This window comes from Cellulomonas composti, from assembly GCF_007990245.1.
Taxonomy (GTDB): Bacteria; Actinomycetota; Actinomycetes; order Actinomycetales; family Cellulomonadaceae; genus Cellulomonas; species Cellulomonas composti.
Genome location: NZ_BJWG01000009.1, coordinates 77,103 through 103,419 on the forward strand (window position 1 = coordinate 77,103; position 26,317 = coordinate 103,419).

Below are 26,317 nucleotides of genomic sequence, written 5' to 3' on the forward strand. Positions count from 1 at the left end.
CCCGAACCGTACCGACTCGGGACGCGGACACGGTCCTGCACACGCGGGTCCGTCGCCCCATCGGGGGACGCGCTCTGCCGTCAGGTCACGTCGCGCAGCCTGAAGACGAGCAGGCCGGTACCGAGCACGACGAGCGCGACGGCGAGCAGCACGAGCCCGCCCTGCGCGGTCGAGACGACGTGCGCCACGTCCTGGCAGACCTCGCCGGTGACCGTGGACGGGTCGGGAACGCACTCGGGCACGTCGTACGAGGTGCCGCCGGTGGTCCACGCGACGAGGTTCGTCGAGAGCGTGGCGCCGCGGGCCACGGGCAGCAGCACCGGCAGGGCGCTCTCGGTCGCCGCGACCCACCACACGGCCAGCCCGGCGACCGCGGCGGCGTGCCGCAGCGCGAACGCGAGCCCGACCCCCACGAGCCCGGCCCACAGCCCGGCCGAGATCTGGCGCGCGGCCAGGCCGAGGTACTCCTGCCAGAACCACGACCCGGGCTCGCCGAACGCCCCGTTCCACGTCGTGACCGCGACGATCCCGCCGGCGACCGTGCCGACGACGAGCACGCCGATCGGCAGACCCGCCACCAGCACCGCGCACGCCTTGGACGCGAACACGCGGCCGCGGCGCGGCGCGAACGTGAGCCAGGTGCTCATCGCGCCCGTCGCGAAGTCGGTCGAGACGAGGCTCACGCCGATCGCGAGCATCGCGAGCACGACGAGCACCGTCACCGGCTCGAGCCGCTGCACCCCGAGCTCCTCGAGCTGCGACTGGTAGGGCAGGAACTGCTCGACGACCGGCGCGAGCTGGTCGCAGAGCAGGTCGGCGTCGGGGTGCTCCTCGCGCGTCTGCTCCTCGACCTCACGGCACTGCGCGACGCGGTCGTCGCCCGTGCGGTCCCACTCGGCCTGGGCCCGCGCGAACTCGTCCTGCGCGGCCCGCACCTGCGCGGCCGTCGGCGGCCGCGTGTCGTCCCAGGCCATCGCGACGAACCCGAGCCCCGCGACCGCGGCGAGGATCGCGACGAACCAGACGAACGAGCGCGCGCGGGTCCGGGCGAGCTCCGCCCGCAGCAGCGGCCTCACGCCGCACCGTCCGCGGTGAGCTCCAGGAACACCTGCTCGAGATCGGGCCGGACGGTCCGCAGCGTGTGCGCGAACACGCCCGCCTCGGCGAGCGCCCGGTTGAGCGCGGCCGCGTCGGGTGCGCCACCGACCACGAGCTCGTCGCCGTCGGGACGGACCGACCAGCCGCGGGCGACCAGCAGCTCCCCCGCAAGCGCACGGTCCGCGACGCCCACCCGGACGTCCGTCGCCGCCCGCGACCCGATCAGGTCCACGACCCGACCCGCGGCCACGAGCCGCCCGCGCGCGACGATCGACACCGTGTCGGCAACCTGCTCGACCTCCGCCAGCACGTGGCTCGAGACGAGCACGGTGCGGCCCTCGTCGGCGAGCGCGCGCATCGTCTCGCGGATCTCCCGGATCCCCGCGGGGTCCAGGCCGTTCGTGGGCTCGTCGAAGATCAGCAGGTCGGGGTCCTTGAGCAGCGTCGCCGCGATCGCGAGCCGCTGCTTCATGCCGAGCGAGTAGCGCCGGAACTGCTCGCCCGCGCGCTCGCGCAGGCCGACGCGCTCGAGCACCTCCTCGACGCGGGCGTGCGGCACCTCGATCGCGGTCGCGAGGACGCGCAGGTTGCGGCGGCCGGAGAAGTTCGGCAGGAACTTCGGCTGCTCGACGATCGAGCCCACCCGTCCGACGACCTGCGGCAGCCGCTGCGGCACCGGCTCACCGAACAGGTGGATCGTGCCCGCATCCGGTCGCACGAGGCCGAGCAGCATGCGGATCGTCGTCGTCTTGCCCGCGCCGTTCGGCCCGAGGAACCCGTGCACGCCACCCGCGGGCACGTCGAGGTCGAGTCCCTCGACCGCCACGACGGTCCGCAGGTTGAGGCGGTGGTACGTCTTGCGCAGACCGCGCACGCGGATCGCGGGCTCACCGCGAGCGCAGTCGTGGTCCGGGGTGCGGGCAGGGTCGTCGACGGCGCCGGAGATGGTTCGGTCCTCCCGATGGGGTTCGGGTGTGTCCTCGGCGTCCCCGCCGCCCCACCGCAGTCGTCGGGGCGGATCTCACTCGACCGGGTGCACCGGCGACGGCATCGGATCCATGTCGAAAGCCGGGAGGCCGTCGATGCTCGTGCGGTTCTTGAGCCGGCGGTAGTCGGCGCGGCCCTCGACGCCCTTGCGCTCCATGAAGTCCGGCAGCAGGTCGCGCTCGCCCTGGTAGCCCATCAGCGGCACGCCGTACCCGCACGAGTCGCTCACGCGCTCGACGTCCACGACGACGACGGCGCGCGCACCGCGGTCCTCGTCGACGCCGCCCTCGAAGTGCGCGAGCAGCTCGTCGAAGCCCTCGTCGTACAGCGTGACGAACCGACCCCGTCCGTGCAGCCGGACGATGTTCGGCGGACCGTCGAACGCGCAGAACATGATCGTGATGCGGCCGTTCTCCCGCAGGTGCGCGATCGTCTCCGAACCCGACGCGGTCAGGTCGACGTACGCGACGGTGCGCTCGTCGAGCACCGCGAACGTCCCCCCGACGCCTTTCGGCGAGACGTTGACGTGCCCGCCCGGGCCCGAGGGCGCGGTCGCGACGAAGAACATGTGCTGCGCCTCGATGAACGACCGCAGCCTGCCGTCGATCTGCTCGTGCACCTTCCCCATCCGGGCACGGTAGCCCGGGCGCGCGGCCCGACGCGGGTCAGACCGTCCGGCGGACGACGAGCGACTCCCACGGCCGCAGCACCACGGGGGTCTCGACGACGCGCGCGTCGTCGTGGCTACCCAGGAGCACCTGCGCGTCGGTCCACACCGGGTCGACGAGCGCGAGCCGCTCCTCGCCCGAGACGTTGCCCAGCACCAGCAGCTCGACGTCGCCGAGCCGGCGCGTGAACGCGTACACGTGCTCGTCGTCGGGCAGGAGCATGGTGAAGTCACCGAGCGCCACCGTCGGCTCGTCGTGCCGCAGCGCGATCAGCCGGCGGTAGTGGTGGAACACCGAGTGCGGGTCCGCGCGCTGCTGTCGGGCGTTGATCTCGGTGTGGTTGGGGTTCACCGCGAGCCACGGCGTGCCGGTCGTGAAGCCCGCGTGCGGCGAGGCGTCCCACTGCACCGGGGTGCGCGCGTTGTCCCGGCTCATCGCCGCGAGCCCCGCGAGCAGCTCGTCGTCGGACCGGTACCCACGCGCATCGCGCACGTAGTTGAGCGTCTCGATGTCGCGGTAGTCGTCGAACGAGGTCAGGTGCGCGTTCGTCATCCCGAGCTCCTCGCCCTGGTAGACGTACGGCGTGCCACGGTGCAGGTGCAGGATCGTCGCGAGCGTCTTGGCGGACTCCGTGCGGTACGTGCCGTCGTCGCCCCAGCGCGAGACGATGCGCGGCTGGTCGTGGTTGTCCCAGTAGAGCGAGTTCCAGCCGACCTCCGCCAGGCCCGCCTGCCACCGCCCGAAGCTCGCCTTGAGGTCCGTGAGCCGCAGCGGCCGCGGGTCGAACTTGCCGCCCGGACCGTGGTCCAGGCCCACGTGCTCGAACTGGAACACCATGTCCACCTCGGCGCGCGCCGGGTCCGTGAACAGCTGCGCGTCCTCGAGCGTCGCGCCCGGCGTCTCCCCCACCGTCAGCAGCGCGCCGGCCCGGCCGGCGAACACCTCGCGGTGCATCTCCGTGAGGAACTCGTGGATGCGCGGCCCGCTCACGTAGTGCGGGCTGCCGTCACCGAGCCGGCCGTCGTGGCTGATGCCGTCCGGGAGTGCTCCGTCGGGGCGGACCGCCTTCGAGACGAGGTTGATCACGTCCATCCGGAAGCCGTCGACCCCGCGGTCGAGCCACCACCGCATCATCTCGTAGACCGCTGCCCTGACCTGCGGGTTCTCCCAGTTCAGGTCCGGCTGCTTGCGGCTGAACAGGTGCAGGAAGTACTCGCCGCTGTCCTCGTCGTACTCCCAGGCCGGCCCGGAGAAGAAGCTGCCCCAGTTCGTCGGCTCCGCGCCCGGCGTGCCGGGTTCCATCCCGGCGCGCGCCGGCCGCCACCAGTACCAGTCGCGCTTCGGGCTGTCCTTCGACGAGCGCGACTCGACGAACCACGGGTGCTCGTCGGACGTGTGGTTCACGACGAGGTCCATCACGACCTTGATGCCTCGCTCGTGCAGCGCGGCGATCACCTCGTCGAGGTCCTCGAGCGTGCCGAACAGCGGGTCGACGTCCTGGTAGTCGCTGATGTCGTAGCCGTTGTCGTCCTGCGGGCTGCGGTAGATCGGCGAGAACCAGACCACGTCCACCCCGAGCTCCGCGAGGTGGTCGACGCGCTGCAGCACGCCGCGCAGGTCGCCGACACCGTCGCCGTCCGAGTCCTGGAACGAGCGGGGGTAGATCTGGTACACCACCGCGCGCGTCCACCACGGTGCGTCGTCCGTCCAGCTTGCGCCCTCGGTCATGCCGTCACCGTACGACGGGTGGTCTCCCGTCCGCCTGCGGGGTGGTCTCCGCGTGCGGGGTTGTCTTCGCGAGCGAGGTCGTCTCCGCGTGCGGGGTTGCGTCTCCCATTGCGGTTGTGTCTCCGCCTGCGGGTTGTGTCCGGTTCGTTCCGCATGTACTATTCGTACAGGTGTTCGAGTGCAGGGGGCTGAGATGCGGGACGACGACGGGCTGGGCGGGCTGACGTCCGCGGCGCGTCGTGCCGCCGAGCGTGCGCTCGAGGCTTCGACCTGGGACGCGCCGATGCGCGCGCAGGCACTGGCCGAGCTCGACGAGGCCGCCCGGCTGGTGGCGGCGGCGCGCGTGCGTGTGCTCGCGGCGGCGGACGCGGCCCGTGACTGGGCGCGCTCGGGTGACCGCGACCTCGCCGCCTGGCACGCGCGCACGACGAGGGACGGGGCGCAGGTCGCCGGCGCCCGGGCGCGCGCCGCGGCGCTCGTCGCCGCGATGCCGGCGGTGGACGCGGCGCTCGGGGACGGCCGGCTGACCGAGGCGCACGTCGCCGTGCTCGCCCGCACGGCAGCGAGAGCGACGCCGGTCGTCGCGGCCGCGCTCGCGGACCCGCGCGTGCAGGACGGACTCGTCGCGCAGGGCGCGCGGCTGGACGCGCGCGAGTACGCACGTGCAGTCGAGCGATGGGTCGCCGCCGTGGACCCGCCCTCGGACGAGCGCGACCACGCCGAGCAGCGGGCCAACCGGTCGCTGTGGCTCACGGACTCGCCGTCGGGGACCCACATCAAGGGCGTCGTCGATGCGCAGGCGGGCAAGCGCCTGCGGCTCGCGCTCGAGGCGCTCTCGCCCCGCCCGGGCGACGACGACGACCGCACGCCCGAGCAGCGCCGGGCGGACGCGCTGGCCGCGATGGCGGATCACGTGCTGAGCGACCCGGGCACGACGCCCGGTGCGCTCGTGCGGCCGCACGTCTCGGTGGTCCTCAGCGAGCGAACGTGGCTCGCGCTGTGCGCCGGTGCTGCCGGCGTGGCGGGCGTCGCCCGGGTCCTGCAGGGCGTGCCGCCGGTGCGGGACGAGGACGGCGCACTCGTCCCGCCGGCCGAGCTCGCACGGCTCCTCTGCGATGCGCAGCTCACGCGGATCGTCGTCGATGCCGCGGGCGTGCCCGTCGACCTCGGCCGCACGCAACGCCTGTTCACGAACGAGATGCGGCGTGCGCTGGTCGTGCGCGACGGCGGCTGCGCCTGGAACGGCTGCGGCATCCCGGCGCGCTGGACCGAGGGGCACCACCTCGACTGGTGGGGTCGGGACGGCGGGGGCACGTCGGTGGAGAACGGCGTGCTGCTGTGCGCGTTCCACCACCACCTCGTGCACGCCGAGGACCTGCGCATCGTGCGCGTGTGGACCCCACCGCCTCGACGGCGGCGCGCGCTGCACGATCCCGACGAGGATGCGGCCGGCTCCGGGGATCACGCGGACGGCGATGCGCTCGCGGGCGAGCACGCGACCTACGAGTTCAGGAGACCCGACGGTCGGGTGAGGAGCGCGCCGCCGCGCGCGGTGGGACGCGAGGTCGATCGTGCGGCGTGAGGACCGACGCTCGGCCGCCGTTGCGCCACTCGGCGGCGGGTTGGTGATGCGCGGTGGTGGCTGGCGATGCGCGGTGGTGGCTGGCGATGCGCGGTGGTGGCTGGCGATGCGCGGTGGTGGCTGGCGATGCGCGGCGGCGGTTGGCGATGCGCGACGGTGGTTGGTGATGCGCGGCGGTGGCTAGTGATGGGCGGCGGTGGTTGGTGATGGGCGGGGAGGATCGAGGCGTGCGCCTCGGCTCACTCGAGGACGGCGCCTCGACTCGCGGACTGGACGAGCTTGGCGTACTTGGCCAGGACGCCGCGCGTGTAGACGGGCGGCAGCGGGGACCAGCCCTCGCGGCGCGCGGCGAGCTCGGCGTCGTCGACCAGCAGGTCGAGGCGGGCGTGGCCGACGTCGAGACGGATGCGGTCGCCGTCGCGGACGAACGCGACAGGGCCGCCGTCGACCGCCTCGGGGGCGATGTGGCCGACGCACAAGCCCGTGGTGCCGCCCGAGAACCTGCCGTCGGTGACGAGCAGGACGTCCTTACCCAGACCCGCGCCCTTGATCGCGCCGGTGATCGCGAGCATCTCGCGCATCCCGGGCCCGCCCTTGGGGCCTTCGTAGCGGATCACGACGACGTCGCCGGCCGCGATGGTGCCGTCCTCGAGCGCGTCGAGCGCCGCGCGTTCGCGTTCGAAGACGCGGGCGGTGCCCTCGAACACGTCGGAGTCGAAGCCGGCGGACTTGACGACGGCGCCGTCGGGCGCGAGCGAGCCGGACAGGATCGTGATGCCGCCCGTGCGGTGAATCGGGTTGTCGAGCGCGCGCAGGATCTTGCCGTCGGGGTCGGGCGGGTCGATCTCGGCGAGGTTCTCCGCGACCGTGCGGCCGGTGACGGTGAGGCAGTCGCCGTGCAGAAGACCCGCGTCGAGCAGCGCCTTCATGATGACGGGCACTCCCCCGACGCGGTCGACGTCGTTCATGACGTACCGCCCGAACGGTTTGAGGTCGCCGAGGTGCGGCACCCGCTCGGCGACGCGCGAGAAGTCGTCGAGCGTGAGGTCCACCTCGGCCTCGTGGGCGATCGCGAGCAGGTGCAGGACCGCGTTGGTCGAGCCGCCGAACGCCATGACCACGGCGATCGCGTTCTCGAACGCCTCCTTGGTCATGATCTGGCGCGCGGTGATGCCCTGCCGCAGCAGTCCGACCACGGCCTCGCCGGACCGGTGCGCGAACTGGTCCCGGCGCCGGTCGGCAGACGGCGGCGCAGCGGACCCCGGCACCGACATGCCGATCGCCTCGGCCACCGACGCCATGGTGTTCGCGGTGTACATGCCGCCGCACGCGCCCTCACCCGGGCAGATCGCGCGCTCGATGCGGTCGACGTCCTCGACGCTCATCAGCCCGCGCGCGCACGCGCCGACCGCCTCGAACGCGTCGATGATCGTGACGTCCTTCTCGGTGCCGTCCGAGAGCTTGACCCAGCCGGGCATGATCGAGCCGGCGTAGAGGAAGACGGACGCGAGGTCGAGGCGGGCCGCAGCCATGAGCATGCCGGGCAGCGACTTGTCGCAGCCCGCCAGCAGCACCGAACCGTCGAGCCGTTCGGCCATCATCACGGTCTCGACCGAGTCGGCGATGATGTCGCGGCTGACCAGCGAGAAGTGCATCCCCTCGTGGCCCATGGAGATGCCGTCGGAGACCGAGATGGTGCCGAACTCGAGCGGGTAGCCGCCCGCCGCGTGGACCCCGGCCTTCGCCGCCTTGGCCAGGCGGTCGAGCGACAGGTTGCACGGCGTGATCTCGTTCCACGAGCTCGCGACGCCGATCTGGGGCTTGGCGAAGTCCTCGTCGCCCATGCCGACCGCACGGAGCATCCCGCGCGACGCGGTGGCCTCCAGCCCGTCGGTGACCTGCCGCGACCGCGGCTTGATGTCGATCTCGGCGGCGGGGGGAACCGCTGTGTCCGTCATGGCCACACGTTAGGAGCGCCGCGCCCGCACCGCACCTCACACACCCAGGACGCGCCGCAGTCCTCTCCCGACGTCGTGCAGCAGCGCCGTCGGCAGAGCGCCCACGCGTTCGTCGAGCTCGGCCTTGTTCATCGTCACGAGCGCCGTCACGTTCACGACGCTGTCGCGCGACAGTCCCGCCGCACCGGCCGGCACCAGGACGTTGCCCGGCATGGCCGCGAGCGCGACGTTGCTCGTGAGCACAGCGACGAGCACGGTGGCCAACCGGCTCGCGTTGAACGCGTCGTCCTGCACGACGACGACGGGGCGCCGACGACCTGGTCGACTTCCCTGGGGCTCACCGAGGTCGACCCAGAACACGTCGCCTCGGGAGATCACCAGTCGTCGCCGTCCGCCTCGAGGACGCGGCGGCCCGCCGCCACGGCCGCGGACTGGCTCGCGTCGGCGGCGCCCACGTACTCGACCACCAGGTCGATGCGCTCGCGGACGCTGTCGCCGGCCGTTCGCTCGAGGAGGAGCTCGGCCCCTCGCGTGAAGAACTCCGACCGGCTCATCCCGAGCTCGTCGGCGCGCGCCTCGACTGCGCTGAACGTGTCGTCGGGGACGCTGATCGCCGTCTTCATCCGAGGAGTATAACCGGTATGACCCGTCATCGGACGGCTGGCCGGCCACAGCGATCAGCCGGCAACAGGGATCAGCGGGCCACAGGGTCAGGGGGTGGCGGCGACGGCCAGGTCGGGGTTGTCGGTAAAGACGCCGTCCATGCCCGCCGCGACGAAGGCCCGGATCTCGGCGGCGAGGTCGCCCACGTCGGCGGGGTCCGTGCTCGAGCGGAGCTCGGCCGGCAGGAACGCGTTCTCGCGGCGGAAGGTCCACCCGTGCACGGTCAGTCCGACCCGGTGCGCGTCCCGGACGACGGTCGTCGGCTCGCCCAGGGTGTCGTCCGCGCGACGAGGGATCATCCGGTCCTTGCACAGGCCCACCGCGTCGGCGTAGTCGGCGATCGCATGCAGCCCGTCCGGCGTCACCAGGTCGTCGTAGGTGCGGGGATCGCTCGCGGCGACCAGGTCGTACGGCGCGCCCGAGCAGTCGACGAGCTGCACGAGACGGACCTCGGTCACCTGCGCGAGCCGCCGCAGGCTGCCGGGCTCGAAGCTCTGGAGGTAGACGGGCGCGTCGGACCGGTCCATCCCGGCACGGCGCAGCGCCGCGACCAGCGGCTCCTCGAGCGCCAGCCCGATCGACGCGAAGTACGTCGGGTGCTTGGTCTCGGGGTACACGCCGACCGGCCCACCGGCTCGGGTCACCGACCGGCGCGCGAGGTCGAGCACCTCGTCGAGCGTGGGGATCCCGTAGCGCCCGTCGTGCACCGCGCCGGCGGGCCGCAGCCGCGGCAGGCGCTCGACCGCGCGCAGGGTCCGCAGCTCGGCGAGCGTGAAGTCCTCCGTGAACCAGCCGGTCACGGCGCGGCCGTCAATCGTCCGCGTGGTGCGCCGGTCCGCGAACTCGGGGTGCGCGGCGACGTCGGTCGTGTCGCCGATCTCGTTCTCGTGCCGCACGACGAGCACGCCGTCCCTCGTCGGGACCACGTCCGTCTCGAGGTAGTCGGCGCCCTGCGCGACGGCGAGCTCGTAGGAGGCCAGCGTGTGCTCGGGTCGGTAGCCGCTCGCACCGCGGTGCGCGATCACCGTCGTCGGGCTCATGTCGACCACCGCCCCGCCGGTCGGGCGTCGTCAGGCGCGGCGCAGGCGACCGACGTCGCGGACCGCGCCCCGGTCGGCGGACGTGGCCATCGCGGCGTACGCCTGCAGGGCCGGCGACACGTACCGGTCGCGGTCCTTCGGCTGCCACGGGTTCTCCGACGAGTCCATCTTGGCGCGCCGCTCGGCGAGCACCTCGTCGGGCACGTTGATCCGGATGAGGCGCGTCTCGACGTCGATCTCGATCTCGTCGCCGTCCTCGATGAGACCGATCGCGCCGCCGGCGGACGCCTCGGGCGAGACGTGCCCCACCGAGATGCCGGACGAGCCGCCCGAGAACCGGCCGTCGGTGATGAGCGCGCACACCTTGCCCAGGCCGCGGCCCTTGATGAACGACGTCGGGTAGAGCATCTCCTGCATGCCCGGGCCGCCCGAGGGGCCCTCGTAGCGCACGACGACGACGTGGCCGGGGTGCACCTGCTTGGTCAGGATCTTCTCGACGGCCTCGTCCTGCGACTCGCACACCAGCGCGGTCCCGACGAAGTGGAACAGCTCCGGGTCGATGCCCGCGGTCTTGATGATCGCGCCGTCGACGGCGAGGTTGCCGCGCAGCACCGCGAGGCCGCCCTCGACCGTGTACGCGTGCTCGACGGACCGGATGCAGCCGTTCGCGGCGTCGGTGTCGAGCGACTCCCACACGTTCGTCGTCGAGAACGCCTGTGTGGTGCGCACCCCACCGGGTGCGGCGTGGAACAGGTCGACCGCACGCGCCGTGGCCTTGCCGCCGCGCACGTCCCAGTCGTCGAGCCAGGCGCGCAGCGTCGGGGTGTGCACCGAGGTGACGTCGTGGTCGAGCAGCCCGCCACGGTCGAGCTCGCCGAGCAGCGCCGGGATGCCCCCGGCGCGGTGGACGTCCTCCATGTGGAAGTCCGGGTGGTTCGGCGCGACCTTCGACAGGCACGGCACGTGCCGGCTGATGGCGTCGATGTCGGCGAGCGTGAAGTCGACCTCGGCCTCCTGCGCGGCGGCCAGGATGTGGAGCACGGTGTTCGTCGAGCCGCCCATCGCGACGTCGAGCGTCATGGCGTTGGCGAACGCGGCCTTCGTCGCGATGCCGCGCGGGGCCGCGGTGTCGTCCTCGTCCTCGTAGTAGCGCCGCGCCAGGTCGACGATCGTGCGGCCCGCCTCGAGGAACAGCTCACGGCGGGCGGCGTGCGTCGCGAGCGTCGAGCCGTTGCCGGGCAGCGACAGGCCGAGCGCCTCGGTCAGGCAGTTCATCGAGTTCGCCGTGAACATCCCGGAGCACGAGCCGCACGTCGGGCACGCGTTCTCCTCGACCGCGTCGAGCGACTTGTCCGAGACGTTGTCGTCGGCCGAGTAGTTGATCGCGTTGATGAGGTTGAGGTGCGTCTTGGCGACGCCGTCGGCGACGACCGCCTTACCGGCCTCCATCGGGCCGCCGGAGACGAACACGACCGGGATGTTCAGCCGCAGCGCCGCGTTGAGCATGCCGGGCGTGATCTTGTCGCAGTTGGAGATGCACACGAGCGCGTCGGCGCAGTGCGCGTTGACCATGTACTCGACCGAGTCGGCGATCAGGTCGCGCGAGGGCAGCGAGTAGAGCATGCCCGCGTGGCCCATCGCGATGCCGTCGTCGACTGCGATGGTGTTGAACTCCTTGGCGACGCCGCCGGCCTCGCGGATCGCGCCCGCGACCAGGTCGCCCATGTCCTTGAGGTGCACGTGCCCCGGCACGAACTGCGTGTACGAGTTCGCGATCGCGACGATCGGCTTGCCGAAGTCCTCGCTGCCCATCCCGGTCGCGCGCCACAGCGCGCGGGCGCCGGCCATGTTGCGGCCGTGGGTCGAGGTCCGGGAGCGCAGCGGGCGGCTCATCGTGGTCAGCTCCTTCACGGCGTCAGGGGCGGCGCCGCAGGCCAGCCTACGTCCGTCTCAGCGCTCGGATCGTGGGGTGTCCACGGGGCGATCAGTCACCTGGGTGCTGCCGGTCGGCCGCAGGTCGAACGACGTCACGCGCAGCGTCGCGCCGCTCGACCCGGTCGCGTACAGCCCGATCCAGCTCCCCGTGAACGCGTGCGCGGCCCGGGGGTCGAGCCAGTGCAGGTCCAGGCCGACGAGGTCGAGCACCTCGCCGCCGGCCCCGTACGCACAGGTCAGGTCCCAGCCGCGGATGCGCAGCTCGAGTGTGACCGGCCCGGCGGCGGGGAGCGCCGCGGAGGCGACCTCGCGCTCGTCGTCGTCCTCGGTGCGCACGACGACGACGCGACGGGAGCCGTCGGCGCCCCGGGCGACGCCGAGGACGACATGGCGCGTGTCGGACAGCCGCACGACGAGCCCGCCGAGGTCGCCGGCGCCGGGCGACGGCTCGACCACGGCGCGCACGTCGAGGTCGTCGTGCTGCTGACGCCTCCCGACGAACGCCGGCGTGCCGCCCGCGCGCAACGGCCGGGACCGGTAGGCCAGCTCGAGCGTGCCGTCGACGACGCGCGCGACCGTGTCGACGGGCGCCCGCAGCGCGGTCCACCCGTGCGCGGCGAGGGGTTCGGCGAGCTCGGCCGGGTTCACGTCGCCGGCCGCCGCGGACGCCGGGTCCCGGTCCCACGGAAGGTCGACGTGCGGCGTCACCCGCCCGACCTCCGGCGCGAGGACGGGCCACCTGTCCTCCCACTCGACGGGGACCAGGAACGTCTCGCGACCGAGCAGGCCCGCGCGCCAGCCGAGCAGCACCGCCCACCAGGAGCCGTCGGGCATCTCGACGAGGTCGGCATGGCCGACGCCGACCACGGGCTCGCGTCGGCCGAGGTGCCGATGGGTGAGCACCGGGTTCGCCCGGTTGCCCTCGTACGGACCGGTGACCACGTCCGCGCGCGCGACGGACTGCGCGTGGTGCTCCTCGGTGCCGCCCTCGGCCGCCAGCAGGTAGTAGGTGCCCCCGACGCGGTACAGGTGCGGGCCCTCGGCCCACACGGCGCCCTCGAGCGCACCGTGCCAGAGCACGTGCTCGGGCCCGACGAGCCGCCCGGCGGCGAGGTCGAGCTCACGCAGCCAGACCTCGGTCTGGGCCGGCCATGCAGGCGAGCGGGCCGGCCGGCACCCCACGTACCAGGCGCGGCCGTCGTCGTCGACGAACAGCGAGGGGTCGAAGCCCTCGGCCTCCGGCAGCCAGACCGGGTCCGACCAGGGTCCGGCGGGGTCGGTCGCCGTGACCAGGAAGTTCCCGCGCGGGGTGCCCGCGGGCACGTCGTCGGGCAGCACCGCGGTGCACAGCGCGACGAACCGGCCGTCGTGGTGCCGCAACGTGGGCGCGTACAGCCCGCCCGTCGCCGCGACCGCGTGCGAGAGGTCGACCTGCCCGTGCACCGCGTGCCCCACGAGCTCCCAGCTCACGAGGTCGCGCGACCGGTACACGGGCAGGCCGGGGACGTGCTCGAACGTCGACGTCATGAGGTAGACGTCGGCGCCCACACGGCACACCGTCGGGTCCGGGTGGCAGCCCGGCAGGACGGGGTTCGCCGTGCGCACGTCAGCTGGGGTCGACGCCGGTCTCGGTGCGGCGGGCGTCCGCGACCGTGATCTCGTGCACCGGTCCGACGAGCTGGGCCGTGGACTGCGTCGCGCGGGTCTCGCTCGTCCCGGTCCACACCTCGAACGCGCCCGGCTCGACGACGCGCCGCAGGTCGCGTCCGCTGAACGCGAGCCGGGCCGGCGGCACCTCGAAGCGGACCGTGACGGCCTCGCCGGGTGCGAGGTGCACGCGGTGGTAGCCGACGAGCTGCGCGACTGGTCGTGTCACCGACGCCACGACGTCGCGCACGTAGAGCTGCACGACCTCGTCGCCGGCGAGCGCACCGGTGTTGGCGACGCGCACCGAGGCGACCAGGGGCGTGTCGGTGCGGCCGGCGGTCACGACGAGCTCGTCGTGCTCGAACGACGTGTACGACAGCCCGTGACCGAACGGCAGGGTCGGCGTGGTGCGCAGGTTCGTCACGTCGCCGTCCCCGCCGAGCGCGGGGTGCAGGTAGGTGTACGGCTGCGCGCCGGCCGAGCGCGGCATGCTCACGGGCAGCCGTCCCGACGGGTTGACCCGCCCCGAGAGCACGCCCGCGAGCGCCGGGCCGCCCTCCTCTCCCGGGAAGAACGACTGGACGACGGCCGCGCACGACGACAGCGCCCAGTCGATCGCGTAGGGGCGCCCGGTGACGAGCACGAGCACGACAGGTGTACCGGTCGCGACGACGGCCTCGACGAGGGCGCGCTGCACGCCCGGCAGCTCGAGGTCGTCGCGGTCGCAGCCCTCGCCGACCGTGCCGCGGCCGAACAGGGCCGCGTGGTCGCCGACGACGAGCACCGCGACGTCGCTGGCCGAGGCCAGCGCGACGGCCTCGTCGAACCCGCTGCGGTCGTCGTCGTCGACCGCGGAGCCCTGGGCGAAGTCGGCCGCGAACCCCTCGGTCCGGAGCGCCTCGAGCACGGTCGGCACCTCGATGCCGGTCTCCGCGTCGGGGTGGTGCGCGAGCACGTGGTTGACGAACGAGTAGCAGCCGAACAGCGCCTGGTAGCGGTCCGCGTTGGGGCCGATCACCGCGATGCGCCGGTCGACGGGCAGCGGGAGCGTTCCGTCGTTCGAGAGCAGCACGACCGACTCCGCGGCGAGCTGAGCGGCGAGCCGGCGGTGGAGCGGGCTGTCGAGATCGACGCCCGTGGGCGGCTCGCCCTCGAAGGTCGCCCCGAGCAGGCCGAGCTCCTCCTTCTGGCGCAGCGCCCGCAGCACGGCGCGGTCGACGAGGGCCTCGTCGACGGTGCCCGCGCGAACGGCGGCCGCGAGCGGCGCGAGGAACGCGTCACCCGTGGGCAGCTCGACGTCGAGCCCGGCGGCCAGCGCCGCACCCGCGGCCTCGCCGAGGTCGCCCGCGACGCCGTGCAGCAGGTGCAGGAACGCGACCCCGAAGTAGTCGCTCACGACGACGCCGTCGAAACCCCACCGCTCGCGCAGCAGCCCGGTCAGCAGGTCGGGGTCCATCGCGACCGGCAGACCGTCGATCTCGACGTACGCGGGCATCACGGACCGGACACCGCCGTCGAGGACAGCCATCTCGAACGGCGGCAGCAGCACGTCGGCCAGCTCACGCGGCCCCGCGGAGACAGGACCGAAGTTCCGACCGGCCCGCGAGCCCGAGTAGCCGACGAAGTGCTTGAGCGTCGCGTGCACACCCTCGGCCTGCAGGCCACGCACGTAGGCCGTGCCCAGCGTCCCGACGAGGTAGGGGTCCTCGGCGATGCACTCGTCGACCCGCCCCCAGCGCGAGTCGCGGATCACGTCGAGCACGGGTGCGAGGCCCTGGTGCACGCCGAGCTCGCGCATCGAGCCCCCGATCGCGGCCGCGACCTGCTCGACGAGCTCCTCGTCGAACGACGCCCCCCAGGCGAGCGGTGTCGGGAACGTCGCAGCGCGCCACGCGGACAGGCCGGTGAGGCACTCCTCGTGCACGAGCGCAGGGATGCCGAGCCGGGTCTCGGTGACGAGGCGGCGCTGCATCGCCCAGAGCCATGCCGCGCGCTCGTCGGGCTCGACGGGACGTGTGCCGTAGACGCGGGTGAGGTGCCCGAGCCCGTGCCGGACGGCCTCGTCGAGACCCGTCTCCTGGGTGAACTCACCCTGCAGGGGCGCGACGGCCTCACCGTCGGACTTCTCCCAGAAGCCGACGATCTGCGCGAGCTTCTCCTCGAGCGTCATCGCGGCCAGGAGGCTGCTCGCGCGGTCGAGCGTCGCGGGTGGACGCTCCTGCAGATCCGTCACGGATCGCTCTCCTTGTGGCGTGTGGGGTCGCCCGGCCGTGACGGCCGGGACCCTGGCGAGGTCGGTCATCCCTTCACGGCCCCCTGCAGGCCGCCGACGATGCGCTTCTGCATCGCCAGGAAGAACACGAGCGCGGGGATCATCGCGAGCGACGTGAACGCGAACACGCCGGCCATGTCGGACGAGTGCTCCGAGGAGAAGTCCGCGACACCGAGCGGCAGCGTCTTCATGTCGCTCTGCAGCAGCAGCAGCGGCAGGAGGTAGGCGTTCCACGACCCGACGAAGGCGAGCACGCCGACGGTGATCATGCCGGGGCCCGACAGCGGCAGCAGGATCCGCCAGAAGAACCCGACCCGGGAGCAGCCGTCGATCTGGGCCGCCTCCTCGAGCTCGTCGGGGATGGCCTGCAGGAACGGCCGCAGGATCACCACGGTGACCGGCAGGGCGAACGCCGCCTGGGGCAGTGCGATGCCCCAGTAGGTGTTCCCCATGTGCAGGTCCTTGGTGATGAGGATGAACAGCGGGATGATCGCCACCGTCGCGGGGAACAGCAGGCCCATCACGAACACCATGAACAGCGGCTCGCGCCACTTGAACTTGTAGCGGGCCAGCGGGTAGGCGGCCATGACCCCGAGGACGACGACGAGCAGCGTCGTGAGCCCGGCGACGATCGTCGAGTTCATGACGTAGCGCCAGAAGGTCGAGTTCTGCAGCACGCCCACGTAGTTGGTCAGGACCCACGGATCGGGCAGACCGGCCGGGTCGTCCGCGAGCTGAGGGTTGGTCCGGAACCCCGAGAGCACGCCGTAGAGCACGGGGCCGAGCGTGAGCGCGACGACGATCAGCGCGATGAAGTAGATCAGCGGGCTGCCGCCGCGCATCGCGTTGGTGGACCGGCCGGGCCGGCGAGTCTGCGCGAACTTGGCGGCGCTCGACGGCGCGCTGGACGGGGCTGCGGTTGCGGTGCTCATCGCGCGACCTTCTTCTTCTTGATCACGGTCACGGTGTTGTCCCGACGCATGATGAAGCGCTGGTAGAGGAGCGCCAGGATCAGTGCGACGACGAAGAGGATCACCGAGGCCGCCGAGGCGATGCCGTAGTTGGAGCGCTTCGTACCCTCGGTCACGAGGAAGGTCGCCATGGTCGTGGTCGAGTTGGCCGGACCGCCCTTGGTGAGGATCCAGACCATGTCGAACAGCTGCAGGGAGCCGATCATCGACAGGAACGCCCAGGTGCGCATGGTGGGGCCGAGCAGCGGGATCGTGATCTTGCGCTGCACCTGCCACCAGCTCGCGCCGTCGATCTGCGCGGCCTCGTAGAGCTCGTCGGGTACGCCCTGCAGGCCGGCGAGGAACAGGAGGATCGCCAGGCCCAGGTACTTCCAGGTCAGCACGACGATGACCGTCGCGAGCGCGTACTTCGGGTCACCCAGGAAGCCCTGCTCGGGGCCGTGCAGGCCGACCGCGTCGAGCCACGCGTCGATGACGCCGTACTTGGGCTGCAGGAGCTGGAACCACACGACGCCCGCGATGACCTCCGCGAGCACGTACGGGACGAAGATGATCGTCCGCAGCATCCCCTGGCCACGCATGCGCCGGTTGAGCAGCAGCGCGATCAGCAGTCCGAGGGGGAGCTGGATGGCGATGGACGCCACGACGATGATGAGGTTGTGCTGCAGCGCGCCGGTGAAGACGTCGTTGTTGAGCACCGAGACGTAGTTCTTCAGCCCCACGAAGTCCACCAGCGGGCCGTAGCCCTTCCACCGGTAGAACGAGAACTGGACGGCCTTGACGATCGGCCAGACCACGAAGAACACGAACAGGAGCAAGGCGGGAGCCACGAAGAACGCGATCTCGAGGCCCTTGCGGGTGTTGTTGCCTCCCGCGCGGCGCCCACCGGGGCCCCCCGCCGCCGACCGCATGGTGCGGCCGGCGACGGGGACCGTCAGGGTGGACGTCGCAGCCGAGGCGGAGGCGCCCTGCTGGGCGTTCGCTTCGTCTGCCACGTCGATCACTTCTCTGCGTCAGCCGCCGCCTGGGTGGCGTCGACGATGTCCTGCGGGGAAGCCTGGCCGGCGAACATCAGCGCGATCTCGTCGTTCATCGCACCACCGATCGCGGAGCCGAAGGCCGTGTCGAAGTACAGCTGCACGTACGGCGCCTTGTCACGGACGTCGAGCAGGGTCGCCAGCGCCGGGTCGGAGACGTACTGCGACGCGGTGTTGTTGGTCGGCAGACCCATGTCCAGCTCGGCGAAGCCCTTCTGGACCTCGTCGGAGAGCAGGTACTTCGCGAACTCGACGGCCTCGTCGGGGGCGTTGGCGCCCACGGCCCAGGCGTCGCCGCCACCGAGCGCGTCGGCGGGGTCACCCTCGCCGTCGTCGACCGACGGGAAAGCGAACCAGCCCGTGTTCTCACCCAGGCCCAGACCGTCCTCGGTCAGGCCCTGCATGACGCCCGGCTCCCAGTGGCCCTGCATCTCGATCGCGACCTTGCCCGTGGCGAGCAGGCCGGACGCCGAGGTGGCACCCGTCTGGGCCGGGGTGGTGAGGAAGCCGGCGTTGAACGGCTCCGCCGCGATCAGCTTCTCGAGGTCCTCGCCCGCCTTCACGAAGCACGGGTCGGAGAAGTCGAGCGACGTGACCGCGCCCTTGAGCGTGTCCTCCGAGCACTCGCGCAGCGAGAAGTAGTACCAGTAGTGCGCGGCCGGCCACTTGTCACCGGCGCCCACGGAGATGGGCTCGATGCCCGCACCCTTGAGCGTGTCGATGACGTCGTACATGTCGTCCCAGCTCGTCGGGACGTCGGTGATGCCGGCCTGCTCGAAGAGGGCCTTGTTGTACCAGAAGCCCACGACGCCCAGCGAGAACGGGAGCGCGTAGGTCTTGCCGTCGACCTGGAAGCCGCCGACCGAACCACCGAGCTTGGCGATCGTGTCCGCCGCCGAGTCGGAGATGTCCTTGGTCAGACCCGCGGCGACGTGGTCGGCGAGCTCACCGCCGCCACGCTCCATGTAGACGTCCGGCGCGTCGCCGGCCTGGAACGCGGCCTCCAGCTTGGTGACCATGTCCTCGTGCTGCATCGCGTTGACGTCGATGGTCACGCCGGGGTTGGCGGCCTCGAAGTCGGCAGCGACCTTGTCGTAGTAGGTCTTGCCGTCACCCGTGTTGGAGTTGTGCCACCACGTGATGGTGACGTCCTTGTCGCCACCACCGGAGGTCGTGGTCGAGTCGGTACCCGGCTCGTTGTCGTCTCCGCTGCTGCACGCAGCAGCCAGCAGTGCCACGGTGGTAGCAAGGGCGAAAGCCGCAGTCGCGCGGCGCATCCGTGCCATGTCAGTCCCTTCAGTCGTCGTTGACCCAGCCTGGACAGCAAGGAGTCTCACCCGCTCGGGGCCGCCCCGTCAATCGTTATCGATACCGTTATCGAAACCGTTATACAAACGATGCACTACGATCACCTCGTGGACCAGGGAGCCCGCGTCAAGATGTCCGACGTCGCACGAGCGGCGGGGGTGTCGGTCGCGACCGTGTCGAAGGTCGTCAACGGGCGCTACGGCGTCGCGCAGGGCACGACCGACCGTGTCCAGCAGGTGATCGAGGAGCTCGGTTACGAGGCCAGTCTGGGCGCCAGCAGCCTGCGCAGCCACCGGACGAACGTGCTCGGGATCCTCGTCGCCGAGTTCGAGCCGTTCTCCACCGAGCTCCTCAAGGGCGCGTCCGCGGCCGTCTCCTCGACCGGCTACGAGCTGCTCGCCTACTCGGGCGGCGCGCGCGGGGGCGACGTCGGCTGGGAGCGCCGCTACCTGTCCCGGCTGGGCGGCACCCTCATCGACGGCGCGATCATCGTCACCCCGACGGTCGTCGACGCCGCGCAGGGCATCCCGGTCGTCGCGGTCGACCCGCACACCGGCCCGTCCGGGCTGCCGACGGTCGACTCCGACAACCTCGAGGGCGCGATCCTCGCGACCCGCTACCTCGTCGAGCTCGGGCACCGGCGCATCGGCATGCTCGGCGGCCGGCCGGACCTCGAGTCCTCCCGGCTGCGCGAGGCCGGCTTCCGGCAGGCGATGGCGAGCGCCGGCATCCCCGTCGAGGAGCACCTGGTGCGCGTGGGCGGCTACCGGGCCGACACGGCCGACGCGCCCGCGCGCGAGCTGCTCTCGCTGCCCGACCGACCCACCGCGGTGTTCGCCGCCAACGACCTGTCGGCGATCCACCTCATCGACGTCGCGACCGAACTCGGCATCGCGGTGCCGGACGACCTGTCGGTGATCGGCTTCGACAACGTCCCCGAGTCTGCGCTGTGCAACCCCCCGCTGACGACCGTCAGCCAGCCCCTGCGGGACATGGGCGCTCGTGCGCTCGCCCTGCTCGTCGACCTGCTCGACGAGAACCGCACCGAGCCGGTGACCGCCACCCACGTGCGGCTGCCCACCGAGCTCGTCGTCCGCGCCTCCTGCCGCCGGCTCGCCTGAGCACCCGCGCGCTACCCCGCGCGGCCGCCCTCCCCCACGCTCGCCCGGCAGGTCCGACGAGCCTGCCCGACAGGTCCGACGAGCGCGCCCGACAGTTCCGACGAGCGCGCCCGGCAGGTCCGACGAGCCTGCGCGCCCGGATGTGAAGGACCTGTGAACGAAGTGAGGACAAACGTCCCGCGGCACAGCGGTGCGTGTGCACAAGAGTTCATGTGGGCGGCGCAGACGGCGCCGAACGCACAGGAAGAAGAATCGCCATGACCGCAATCTCGCAGGCGGCGGACACGACCTCGACCGCCGCGGTGGTCACCGAGGAGTCCGTCGTCACGTCGTCGAAGGCTCGCGTGATGCTGGCCGTCACCCGGCTCGCCACGGGCTTCATCTTCCTCTGGGCGTTCCTCGACAAGACGTTCGGCCTGCACTACTCGACGGGCGCCCCGGTCGCCGAGGGCGAGCCCTCCAAGTCGTGGCTCGAGGGTGGCACCCCCGCCCAGGGCTTCATGAAGTTCGGTGCCTCCGGCCCGTTCAAGGACTTCTTCGCGAACCTCGCCAGCCCGCTGGCGGACTGGCTGTTCATGCTGTCGATGCTCGGCGTCGGTGCCGCGGTGATGCTCGGTGTCGGCCTGCGCGTCTCCGCCGCCGTCGGCTCGTTCGTCATGGCGATGATGTGGCTCGCCGAGTGGCCGCTGGCCCAGGGCTCCACCAACCCCCTGGTCGACTACCACGTGATCTACGCGCTGGTCCTCGTCATCGTCGCGCTGACCTTCGCGGGCGACACGTGGGGCCTCGGGAAGAAGTGGGCGAACCTGCCGATCGTGCAGTCGCAGGGCTGGCTGCGCTGATCTGAGCTCCCGGCCATCCCTCAGGTCGGACAGGCGAGAGGCCCGCGGCTCCGTCGGGAACCGCGGGCCTCTCGCCTGTGCTGTGCCCGGCGCAGGCCGCCGACCGGGCTGTCAGTCCGAGCTCATCGCCCGGTACTCGTCCTCGAGCATCCCCATGCAGATCGCGTCGCAGAATCCCTCGCCGTCGCGGTAGGCGTCGCGCCGCCGGCCCTCGACCCGGAAGCCGATGTTCTCGTAGAGCGACTTGGCGCGGGCGTTGATCGCGAGCACGTCGAGCTCGACGCGGTGCAGCCCGAGCCCGTCGAACGCGAAGCCCAGCACGAGCAGGATCCCCTCGGTGCCGTAGCCACGACCACGGTAGGACGGCCGCATCGCGAGGCGGAGGTTGGCGCTGCGCGTGACCTCGTCGATCTCGTTCAGGACGATCTCGCCCAGGAAGTCGTCGTTGCCGTGCACGGTGACCGCGAAGTCGAACCGGCCCCCGGCCGTCGCACGGCTCGCGCACCAGGCGTCGACCTGCTCGCGCGTGTACGCCGCCGTCGTCCCGGTCAGGCGCGTGCCCTCGGCGTCCGTGACCAGGTCCCACATGGCCTCCGAGTCCTCGGCACGTATGGGCCGCAGCACCAGCATCTCGCCCTGCAGCGTGGGCTTGTCCATCGCGACCTCCCCGTCCGAGCCGAGCGCGTCCTGGCAGGCTATTGCACCCAGGCGACGACACGCCCGCGGCCCGCCGGTCGTCGGGAGGAGACGACGATCGGCGGGCCGCGGGGCGGGTGGTCCCGGGACGGGACCCCTGACGAGCCAGGTCAGGAGACCGTCAGGCGCACCGCCTTGCTCGTCGCCGTGCCGCTGTCGTTCGTCGCGACGACGCGGTAGAGCGCACCGTTACGCGTCGGCGAGGCGGTGACGTTCAGCGTGGCTGACGTCGCGCCGGCCAGCGGCGTCCACGCCGTGGCACCGGCCCGCTTCTCGAACCACTGCAGCCGCGGCTTCGGATAACCCGCGACGGTGACCTCGAACCGGGCCTTGGCCCACGCGGCGACCGTCGTCGACGAGGGCTGTGCGGTGATCGTCGGAGTCGTCCGCACGACCCGGACCGTGGCGACCTTCGTCACGGCCTGGCCCGAGCCGTTGGTGAACACGGCCCGCACCCGCAGCCCGTCGGTCGAGCCGTAGAGCTTGACCTTGAGCGTGCGGGACGTCGCGCTCGGGATCGCCACCCACGTGGACGAGCCGGGCACGCGCTTCTGCCACGTGACCTTCGGGTTCGGGTAGCCGCTCGCGGCCGCCGACACCGTCACGACGCTGCCGTACTCACCGCTCACCGAGACCGGCTGCGACGTGACGACCGGCTTGACCCGGGCCACGCGCACCGTCGCCGGTTGCGTCGTGACCGTACCGGCCGAGTTGGTGTACGTCGCGCGGTACGACGCACCGTCCAGGGCCGCCGTGAGCACGAGCGACCGCGAGGGCTTGCTGCCCGCGACCGCTGCCCAGTCCTTGCCCGGGCGACGGATCTCCCACGAGACGGTCGGTGCCGGCGTGCCGGACGCCGCCGTCACGATCGTCACCGTGCTGCCGAGCGGCGCGGTGATCGTCGTCTCCGGCTGCTGGGTGACGACAGGGGCCACGGCCACGGGCGCACCCGGGCCGACCAGCTCGACGACACCCCAGTGGCCGGTGGACTGGTAGCCCCGACCCGTCGGGTCGGCCCAGTTGGTGATCCCGTTGCGAACCCCACCCGAGGCGTCGTTGACCTGCAGGTCCAGGCCGTGGAACGTGCCGGTCCCGCCGTACTCGAGGAGGCTGATCGCCGCCTCGACGCGGTAGCCGTCGTCCGTGCGGACGACCGCCGAGGTCAGCCGGTTCCGCTGGAACGTCTCGTCGCCCGTGCCGAACGACACCGCTCCGTCCGCGTCGATGCGGATCTGGGTGTCGTCGTACCGGTAGGAGCCGTTCTTCACGTTGCCGCCGTCGACGTAGATCTCGACCGAGTCCTTCGTCCACGGGTCGGAGCCCGTCGTGTCGACGTCGGCATCGGTCACGTCCGCCAGGACGTAGAGCGTGCTGCCGTTCCACAGGGTCCGGAAGGAGCCCTCGGCCGTGCCCGAGCCCGACGTGTGCTTGGCGCTCACGAGCGTGCCCGCGGTGGACCACTGCGCGTCGACGTCACCGTCGATGCTCGGGGCGGTCGTCGCCTCGTGCACCTCGCCGAACGAGAGCGGCTCGGCCAGCGCGATGCTGCCCAGCACGTCCGGCGAGTTCCACGCCGTGGTCGTCGCACCGTCCACGACGCGCACGTCGAGGTCGACCGCACCGCCCTCGACGAGAGAGTCGACAGGCAGCTCGACGACGGCCGTCCAGCCGCCGGTGCGCTCGGTCGCCGTGCCGTCGACGTCACCCGTGCCGTCACGCCCGAACGACACCGCGCCGTCGGGGGTCTCGAGCACGACCGCGTCGGTGTCGTCCACCGTCGCGTCGTCGACGTCCACGTAGACCGTCAGACCCTCGGGCGTCCAGCGCAGCTGGAAGCCGGCCTTCTCCCCCACCGGGTTCAGCGGCAGTCGCTGCCACTGGCCCGACGAGCTCGAGTAGTCGCCGTCCTCGTCGGCCGCGAACGCCGTGGCGCTGCGGATCGCGGCCGGCAGACCGAGGTCGGCCGCCCCGAAGAACGCCGGCTTCGCGGAGAAGTTGTCGTTGAACAGCAGCGGCTTGCCGTTGCCCGACGCCCGCCACGAGCGGCCGTCCGTCAGGCCCCACACCGTCACCGAGAACAGGCTCGAGGCGTGCTCGCGGAACGCGTCGAACGCGGCCTCGTAGTAGTAGCCCTGGTCGATCGACTTCGCGGTGTCCGCCGAGCCGACGAACACGTCGAGCTCGGTGACGGCCTGCACCAGCGGTCGGCCGGACGCCGTCTCGATCCCCTCGAAGTCGGCGATCGCGTCGTCGAGCGAGCTCACCGGCGTCGAGAGCGCCACGTGGAACTGGTGGCCCACGCCGTCGATCGGGACGTCACGCGCGATCAGCCGCTCGACGAGCGCCTTGTAGCGCGCACGCTTACCGGTCTGCTCGGTGTTGTAGTCGTTGATGAAGAGCGTCACGGGGTGCTCGACGCCCTCGGCCGCGTACTCGTCGTTGAACGCCTCGTTCGCGTACTGGAAGGCGTCGTCGACGAACTCCTCACCGAGGATCTGGTACCACTTGCTCTCACGCATGCCGTCGGGGTTGGACGTGCCGTCGTTGACGACCTCGTTGACCACGTCGAACGCGACCAGCGGGTTGCCGTCCGAGCCGAACGCGCCGTACTCGTCGGACAGGGCCTGGGCGACGTTGAAGATGTGGTCGTGCAGCCGCTGGCGCAGCGCGTCGGGTGCCAGGTCGTTGCCCTCGTCGTCCTGGAAGAACCAGGCCGGCGTCTGGCTGTGCCAGGCGAGCGTGTGGCCGTAGACGTTCAGCTCGTTCTCGGCCGCGTAGTCCATGAGGGTCTTCGCCTCGGGGTGCAGGCGGAACGTGTCCACCCCCGTGCCCGAGTACCAGGCCTCGACCTTCATGTAGTTCTCGGAGGTCACCTGGTCGAAGTGCTTGAGCAGCAGCTGCGAGGCGGTGCCCGCGGTCTCCCGCGAGTCGATCGCCACGCCGACCGGGAAGTCGACCGTGTCCTTGAGCGGCGTCAGGTCCTCGATCGCCACGTCGGGGGTCGGCGTCACCGCGATGTCGTCGATCACGAACGTGGAGGTGTTGCCCAGGCCCGTGCTCGTGTACTTCGTCTCGAAGTAGAGCTCGGCCGCCGTCTCGAACGCCGGCATGGTGAACGTGCCGGTCACGTGCACCCAGCTGCTCGACGACAAGCCCGTGAACTGCACGAGGTTCGAGTACTTGGCGGTCTCACCCGTGAGCGTGCGCGAGGAGAGGGTCATGTCGCCCGGCGTGCCCTCGAACCGGACCCACGCCGAGACGTCGTACGACGCGCCGGCGACCGCGGTCTCCGTGACCGGGTACTGCAGGCCGGCGCCCTGCGAGGGGCGCTCCGAGACACGCGCGGAGTACGTGCCGCCGTGCGCGAGCTCGTCCGTGACCGCCACGACGGGGTCACCGTGCTCGTCGGCGCGCAGCGCCCAGCCCTCGAGCGTGCCCGTCTCGAAGTCGGTCTCGACGAGCGGCTCGGTGCCCACCGGGGGCTCGACCTCGCCGGCCGGGCCGAGGATCAGCACGTCGTCCACGAGGAAGCTCGGGTGGGTGGTGTCGATGTCCGCAGCCTCGAAGTAGAACACCAGCTTGGTGAGGTCCGCGGCCGGCGTGTACGTCCCGGTGAGCTCGACCCAGCCGTCCGCGGTCGCGGAAGGTGAGGTGGTCACGGCGTTGTACGAGTCGCCGTCGCCGGTGCTGGTGACGGCCGTGATCTTGATCGCGGACGCGCCGGCGGTCCCGGTCGGGAGCTTGACCCAGGCGGAGACCTGGTACTCCTTGCCCGCCTCGAGCGTGCTCAGGAGGTCGGCCTCCGTGCCGGCCCAGTTGGCGCCGCGGCCCGAGACCAGCAGGCTGTGCGCGCCGCCGTGCGCCTCGGTGTCCGTCGCGGCGACCGTCGAGTTGCGCGCACCCCAGGGAGCGGTCGACGACTCGAAGTCGTTCGACAGGACCACCGTGGGCTCGGGGGTGCCGGGCTCGCCCGGCACGGAGACGACGACGTCGTCGAGCTGGTAGGTGAAGTCGAGCGCGGGGGTGGGCTCCGGGTAGGGGCCGGTGCCGAAGAAGAACTGGGACTGCGGGCTCGTCTCGGGGATCGTGTACTGCGTCGTGACGGTCTTCCACTCGGAGGTCAGCGTCACGTCGGTGCCCAGCCACGAGTAGCCGGGCTTGGTGACCCAGCGCGCCGGGACGTTCGTGTCACCCGAGACGATGCGCGCCTGCGCCGAGACGGTCACGACCGTGCCGGCCTCGAGGCCGTCCAGCAGCCCCGCCGGGGTGTCCAGACCGTCGTAGCTCGCCGCGCGGTGGACCTGGTAGGCCTTGTTGCCCGCCCCGAGGTCGACGTACGTGCCCGCCGCCCCGGACTGCCCGAGCGTGCCCTTGGTCCCGTCGTCGAAGTTGACGGACAACAGCGTGGTCGTGCTTCCGTCTGCGGCGGTCGCGACGGTGGTCACCCCGACCAGTGGGGTGAGCACCAGCGCGACGGTTGCGGCCAGCGCAACTCCTCGCCTGCGGCGCACGGTGGTTCCAGTAGACATCAACGCTCCTTTGCGTGACCCGGCCGGTGTCGGTTGCGGCGAGGCTAACCCGGCTCGCTGTCATTTCGAAGAGTTTTCGGATAACGATTTCGATACCGTTATCGATGGGAGCGTGACCATCGTGGGGGATCGGGTGTCGAGGGCCCCGACCGGCCGGCTCCGCGCGGTGCTCGCGGGCACGACGAGGTCCCGACGACGACGCCCCGCCGCCCAGGAGGGCGAGCGGGGCGTCGTC

General features: G+C 71.9%; 19 protein-coding genes. 3 read left to right on the plus strand and 16 right to left on the minus strand.

From position 1 onward, the window contains the following. Positions 1 to 80 precede the first annotated feature (80 nt). From CCO02nite_RS10815 to CCO02nite_RS10830, 4 genes are all read right to left on the minus strand, one after another. Complete coding sequence (locus CCO02nite_RS10815) at positions 81 to 1,076, minus strand: hypothetical protein (protein ID WP_146843159.1); 996 nt, start codon at positions 1,074 to 1,076, stop codon at positions 81 to 83. Next, positions 1,073 to 1,978: an ABC transporter ATP-binding protein gene (locus CCO02nite_RS10820; RefSeq protein WP_146843160.1), complete on the minus strand. Its 906-nt coding sequence runs from the start codon at positions 1,976 to 1,978 to the stop codon at positions 1,073 to 1,075. Before CCO02nite_RS10820 ends, CCO02nite_RS10815 begins: the two co-directional genes overlap by 4 nt. A 141-nt stretch (positions 1,979 to 2,119) precedes the next feature. Continuing rightward, positions 2,120 to 2,713, minus strand: coding sequence for a pyridoxamine 5'-phosphate oxidase family protein (locus CCO02nite_RS10825; protein WP_146843161.1), 594 nt, complete (start codon positions 2,711 to 2,713; stop codon positions 2,120 to 2,122). Between the two features lie 37 nt (positions 2,714 to 2,750). Continuing rightward, on the minus strand, positions 2,751 to 4,481 hold the full coding sequence (locus CCO02nite_RS10830) for a glycoside hydrolase family 13 protein (protein ID WP_146843162.1): 1,731 nt from the start codon (positions 4,479 to 4,481) through the stop codon (positions 2,751 to 2,753). 193 nt (positions 4,482 to 4,674) lie between these two features. Here CCO02nite_RS10830 and CCO02nite_RS10835 point away from each other — a divergent pair, with 193 nt between their 5' ends. Continuing rightward, positions 4,675 to 6,063, plus strand: a complete 1,389-nt coding sequence (locus CCO02nite_RS10835; RefSeq protein ID WP_186812671.1) for an HNH endonuclease signature motif containing protein — start codon at positions 4,675 to 4,677, stop codon at positions 6,061 to 6,063. A gap of 239 nt (positions 6,064 to 6,302) precedes the next feature. Here the strand turns inward: CCO02nite_RS10835 and ilvD (CCO02nite_RS10840) are convergent, their stop codons facing one another. The 10 genes from ilvD (CCO02nite_RS10840) to CCO02nite_RS10885 all read right to left on the minus strand — a co-directional run bounded on the left by ilvD (CCO02nite_RS10840) (position 6,303) and on the right by CCO02nite_RS10885 (position 18,872). Further along, positions 6,303 to 8,021: a dihydroxy-acid dehydratase gene (gene ilvD, locus CCO02nite_RS10840; RefSeq protein WP_146843164.1), complete on the minus strand. Its 1,719-nt coding sequence runs from the start codon at positions 8,019 to 8,021 to the stop codon at positions 6,303 to 6,305. Positions 8,022 to 8,057: 36 nt separating this feature from the next. Next, a complete protein-coding gene (locus CCO02nite_RS10845; protein WP_281284593.1) occupies positions 8,058 to 8,399 on the minus strand; it encodes a type II toxin-antitoxin system PemK/MazF family toxin in 342 nt (113 codons plus the stop codon). Continuing rightward, positions 8,396 to 8,644: a ribbon-helix-helix protein, CopG family gene (locus tag CCO02nite_RS10850; protein WP_146843165.1), complete on the minus strand. Its 249-nt coding sequence runs from the start codon at positions 8,642 to 8,644 to the stop codon at positions 8,396 to 8,398. The genes CCO02nite_RS10845 and CCO02nite_RS10850 overlap by 4 nt, the downstream gene beginning before the upstream one ends. Positions 8,645 to 8,731: 87 nt before the next feature. Next, positions 8,732 to 9,724, minus strand: coding sequence for a glycerophosphodiester phosphodiesterase (locus CCO02nite_RS10855; RefSeq protein WP_146843166.1), 993 nt, complete (start codon positions 9,722 to 9,724; stop codon positions 8,732 to 8,734). 30 nt (positions 9,725 to 9,754) lie between these two features. Next, entirely contained in the window at positions 9,755 to 11,617 is a 1,863-nt protein-coding gene (gene ilvD / locus CCO02nite_RS10860; protein ID WP_146843217.1) for a dihydroxy-acid dehydratase, read from the minus strand. Between the two features lie 57 nt (positions 11,618 to 11,674). Next, positions 11,675 to 13,264 carry a glycoside hydrolase family 43 protein gene (locus CCO02nite_RS10865; protein ID WP_146843167.1) on the minus strand — a complete coding sequence of 530 codons (1,590 nt, stop codon included), beginning with the start codon at positions 13,262 to 13,264 and terminating at the stop codon, positions 11,675 to 11,677. A 1-nt stretch (position 13,265) separates the two neighbouring features. After that, the gene (locus tag CCO02nite_RS10870; RefSeq protein WP_371862502.1) at positions 13,266 to 15,539 is read right to left on the minus strand and encodes a beta-xylosidase/alpha-l-arabinosidase; all 2,274 of its coding nucleotides are present in this window, start codon (positions 15,537 to 15,539) and stop codon (positions 13,266 to 13,268) included. A 65-nt stretch (positions 15,540 to 15,604) separates the two neighbouring features. Further along, positions 15,605 to 16,510, minus strand: a complete 906-nt coding sequence (locus tag CCO02nite_RS10875) for a carbohydrate ABC transporter permease (protein ID WP_146843169.1) — start codon at positions 16,508 to 16,510, stop codon at positions 15,605 to 15,607. Continuing rightward, complete coding sequence (locus CCO02nite_RS10880; RefSeq protein WP_246117491.1) at positions 16,507 to 17,544, minus strand: carbohydrate ABC transporter permease; 1,038 nt, start codon at positions 17,542 to 17,544, stop codon at positions 16,507 to 16,509. Before CCO02nite_RS10880 ends, CCO02nite_RS10875 begins: the two co-directional genes overlap by 4 nt. Before the next feature lie 5 nt (positions 17,545 to 17,549). Next, positions 17,550 to 18,872, minus strand: a complete 1,323-nt coding sequence (locus CCO02nite_RS10885; RefSeq protein ID WP_146843171.1) for an ABC transporter substrate-binding protein — start codon at positions 18,870 to 18,872, stop codon at positions 17,550 to 17,552. Positions 18,873 to 18,983: 111 nt separating this feature from the next. On the opposite strand from CCO02nite_RS10885, the gene CCO02nite_RS10890 reads away from it, so the two are divergent. After that, complete coding sequence (locus CCO02nite_RS10890) at positions 18,984 to 20,015, plus strand: LacI family DNA-binding transcriptional regulator (protein WP_246117492.1); 1,032 nt, start codon at positions 18,984 to 18,986, stop codon at positions 20,013 to 20,015. A 257-nt stretch (positions 20,016 to 20,272) separates the two neighbouring features. Beyond that, positions 20,273 to 20,857, plus strand: a complete 585-nt coding sequence (locus tag CCO02nite_RS10895) for a DoxX family protein (protein ID WP_146843172.1) — start codon at positions 20,273 to 20,275, stop codon at positions 20,855 to 20,857. A gap of 111 nt (positions 20,858 to 20,968) precedes the next feature. Here CCO02nite_RS10895 and CCO02nite_RS10900 read toward each other — a convergent pair whose 3' ends face one another. Both CCO02nite_RS10900 and CCO02nite_RS10905 read right to left on the minus strand, forming a co-directional pair. After that, entirely contained in the window at positions 20,969 to 21,514 is a 546-nt protein-coding gene (locus CCO02nite_RS10900) for a GNAT family N-acetyltransferase (protein ID WP_146843173.1), read from the minus strand. Between the two features lie 149 nt (positions 21,515 to 21,663). Continuing rightward, on the minus strand, positions 21,664 to 26,082 hold the full coding sequence (locus CCO02nite_RS10905) for an endo-1,4-beta-xylanase (RefSeq protein ID WP_146843174.1): 4,419 nt from the start codon (positions 26,080 to 26,082) through the stop codon (positions 21,664 to 21,666). Positions 26,083 to 26,317: the final 235 nt, after the last annotated feature.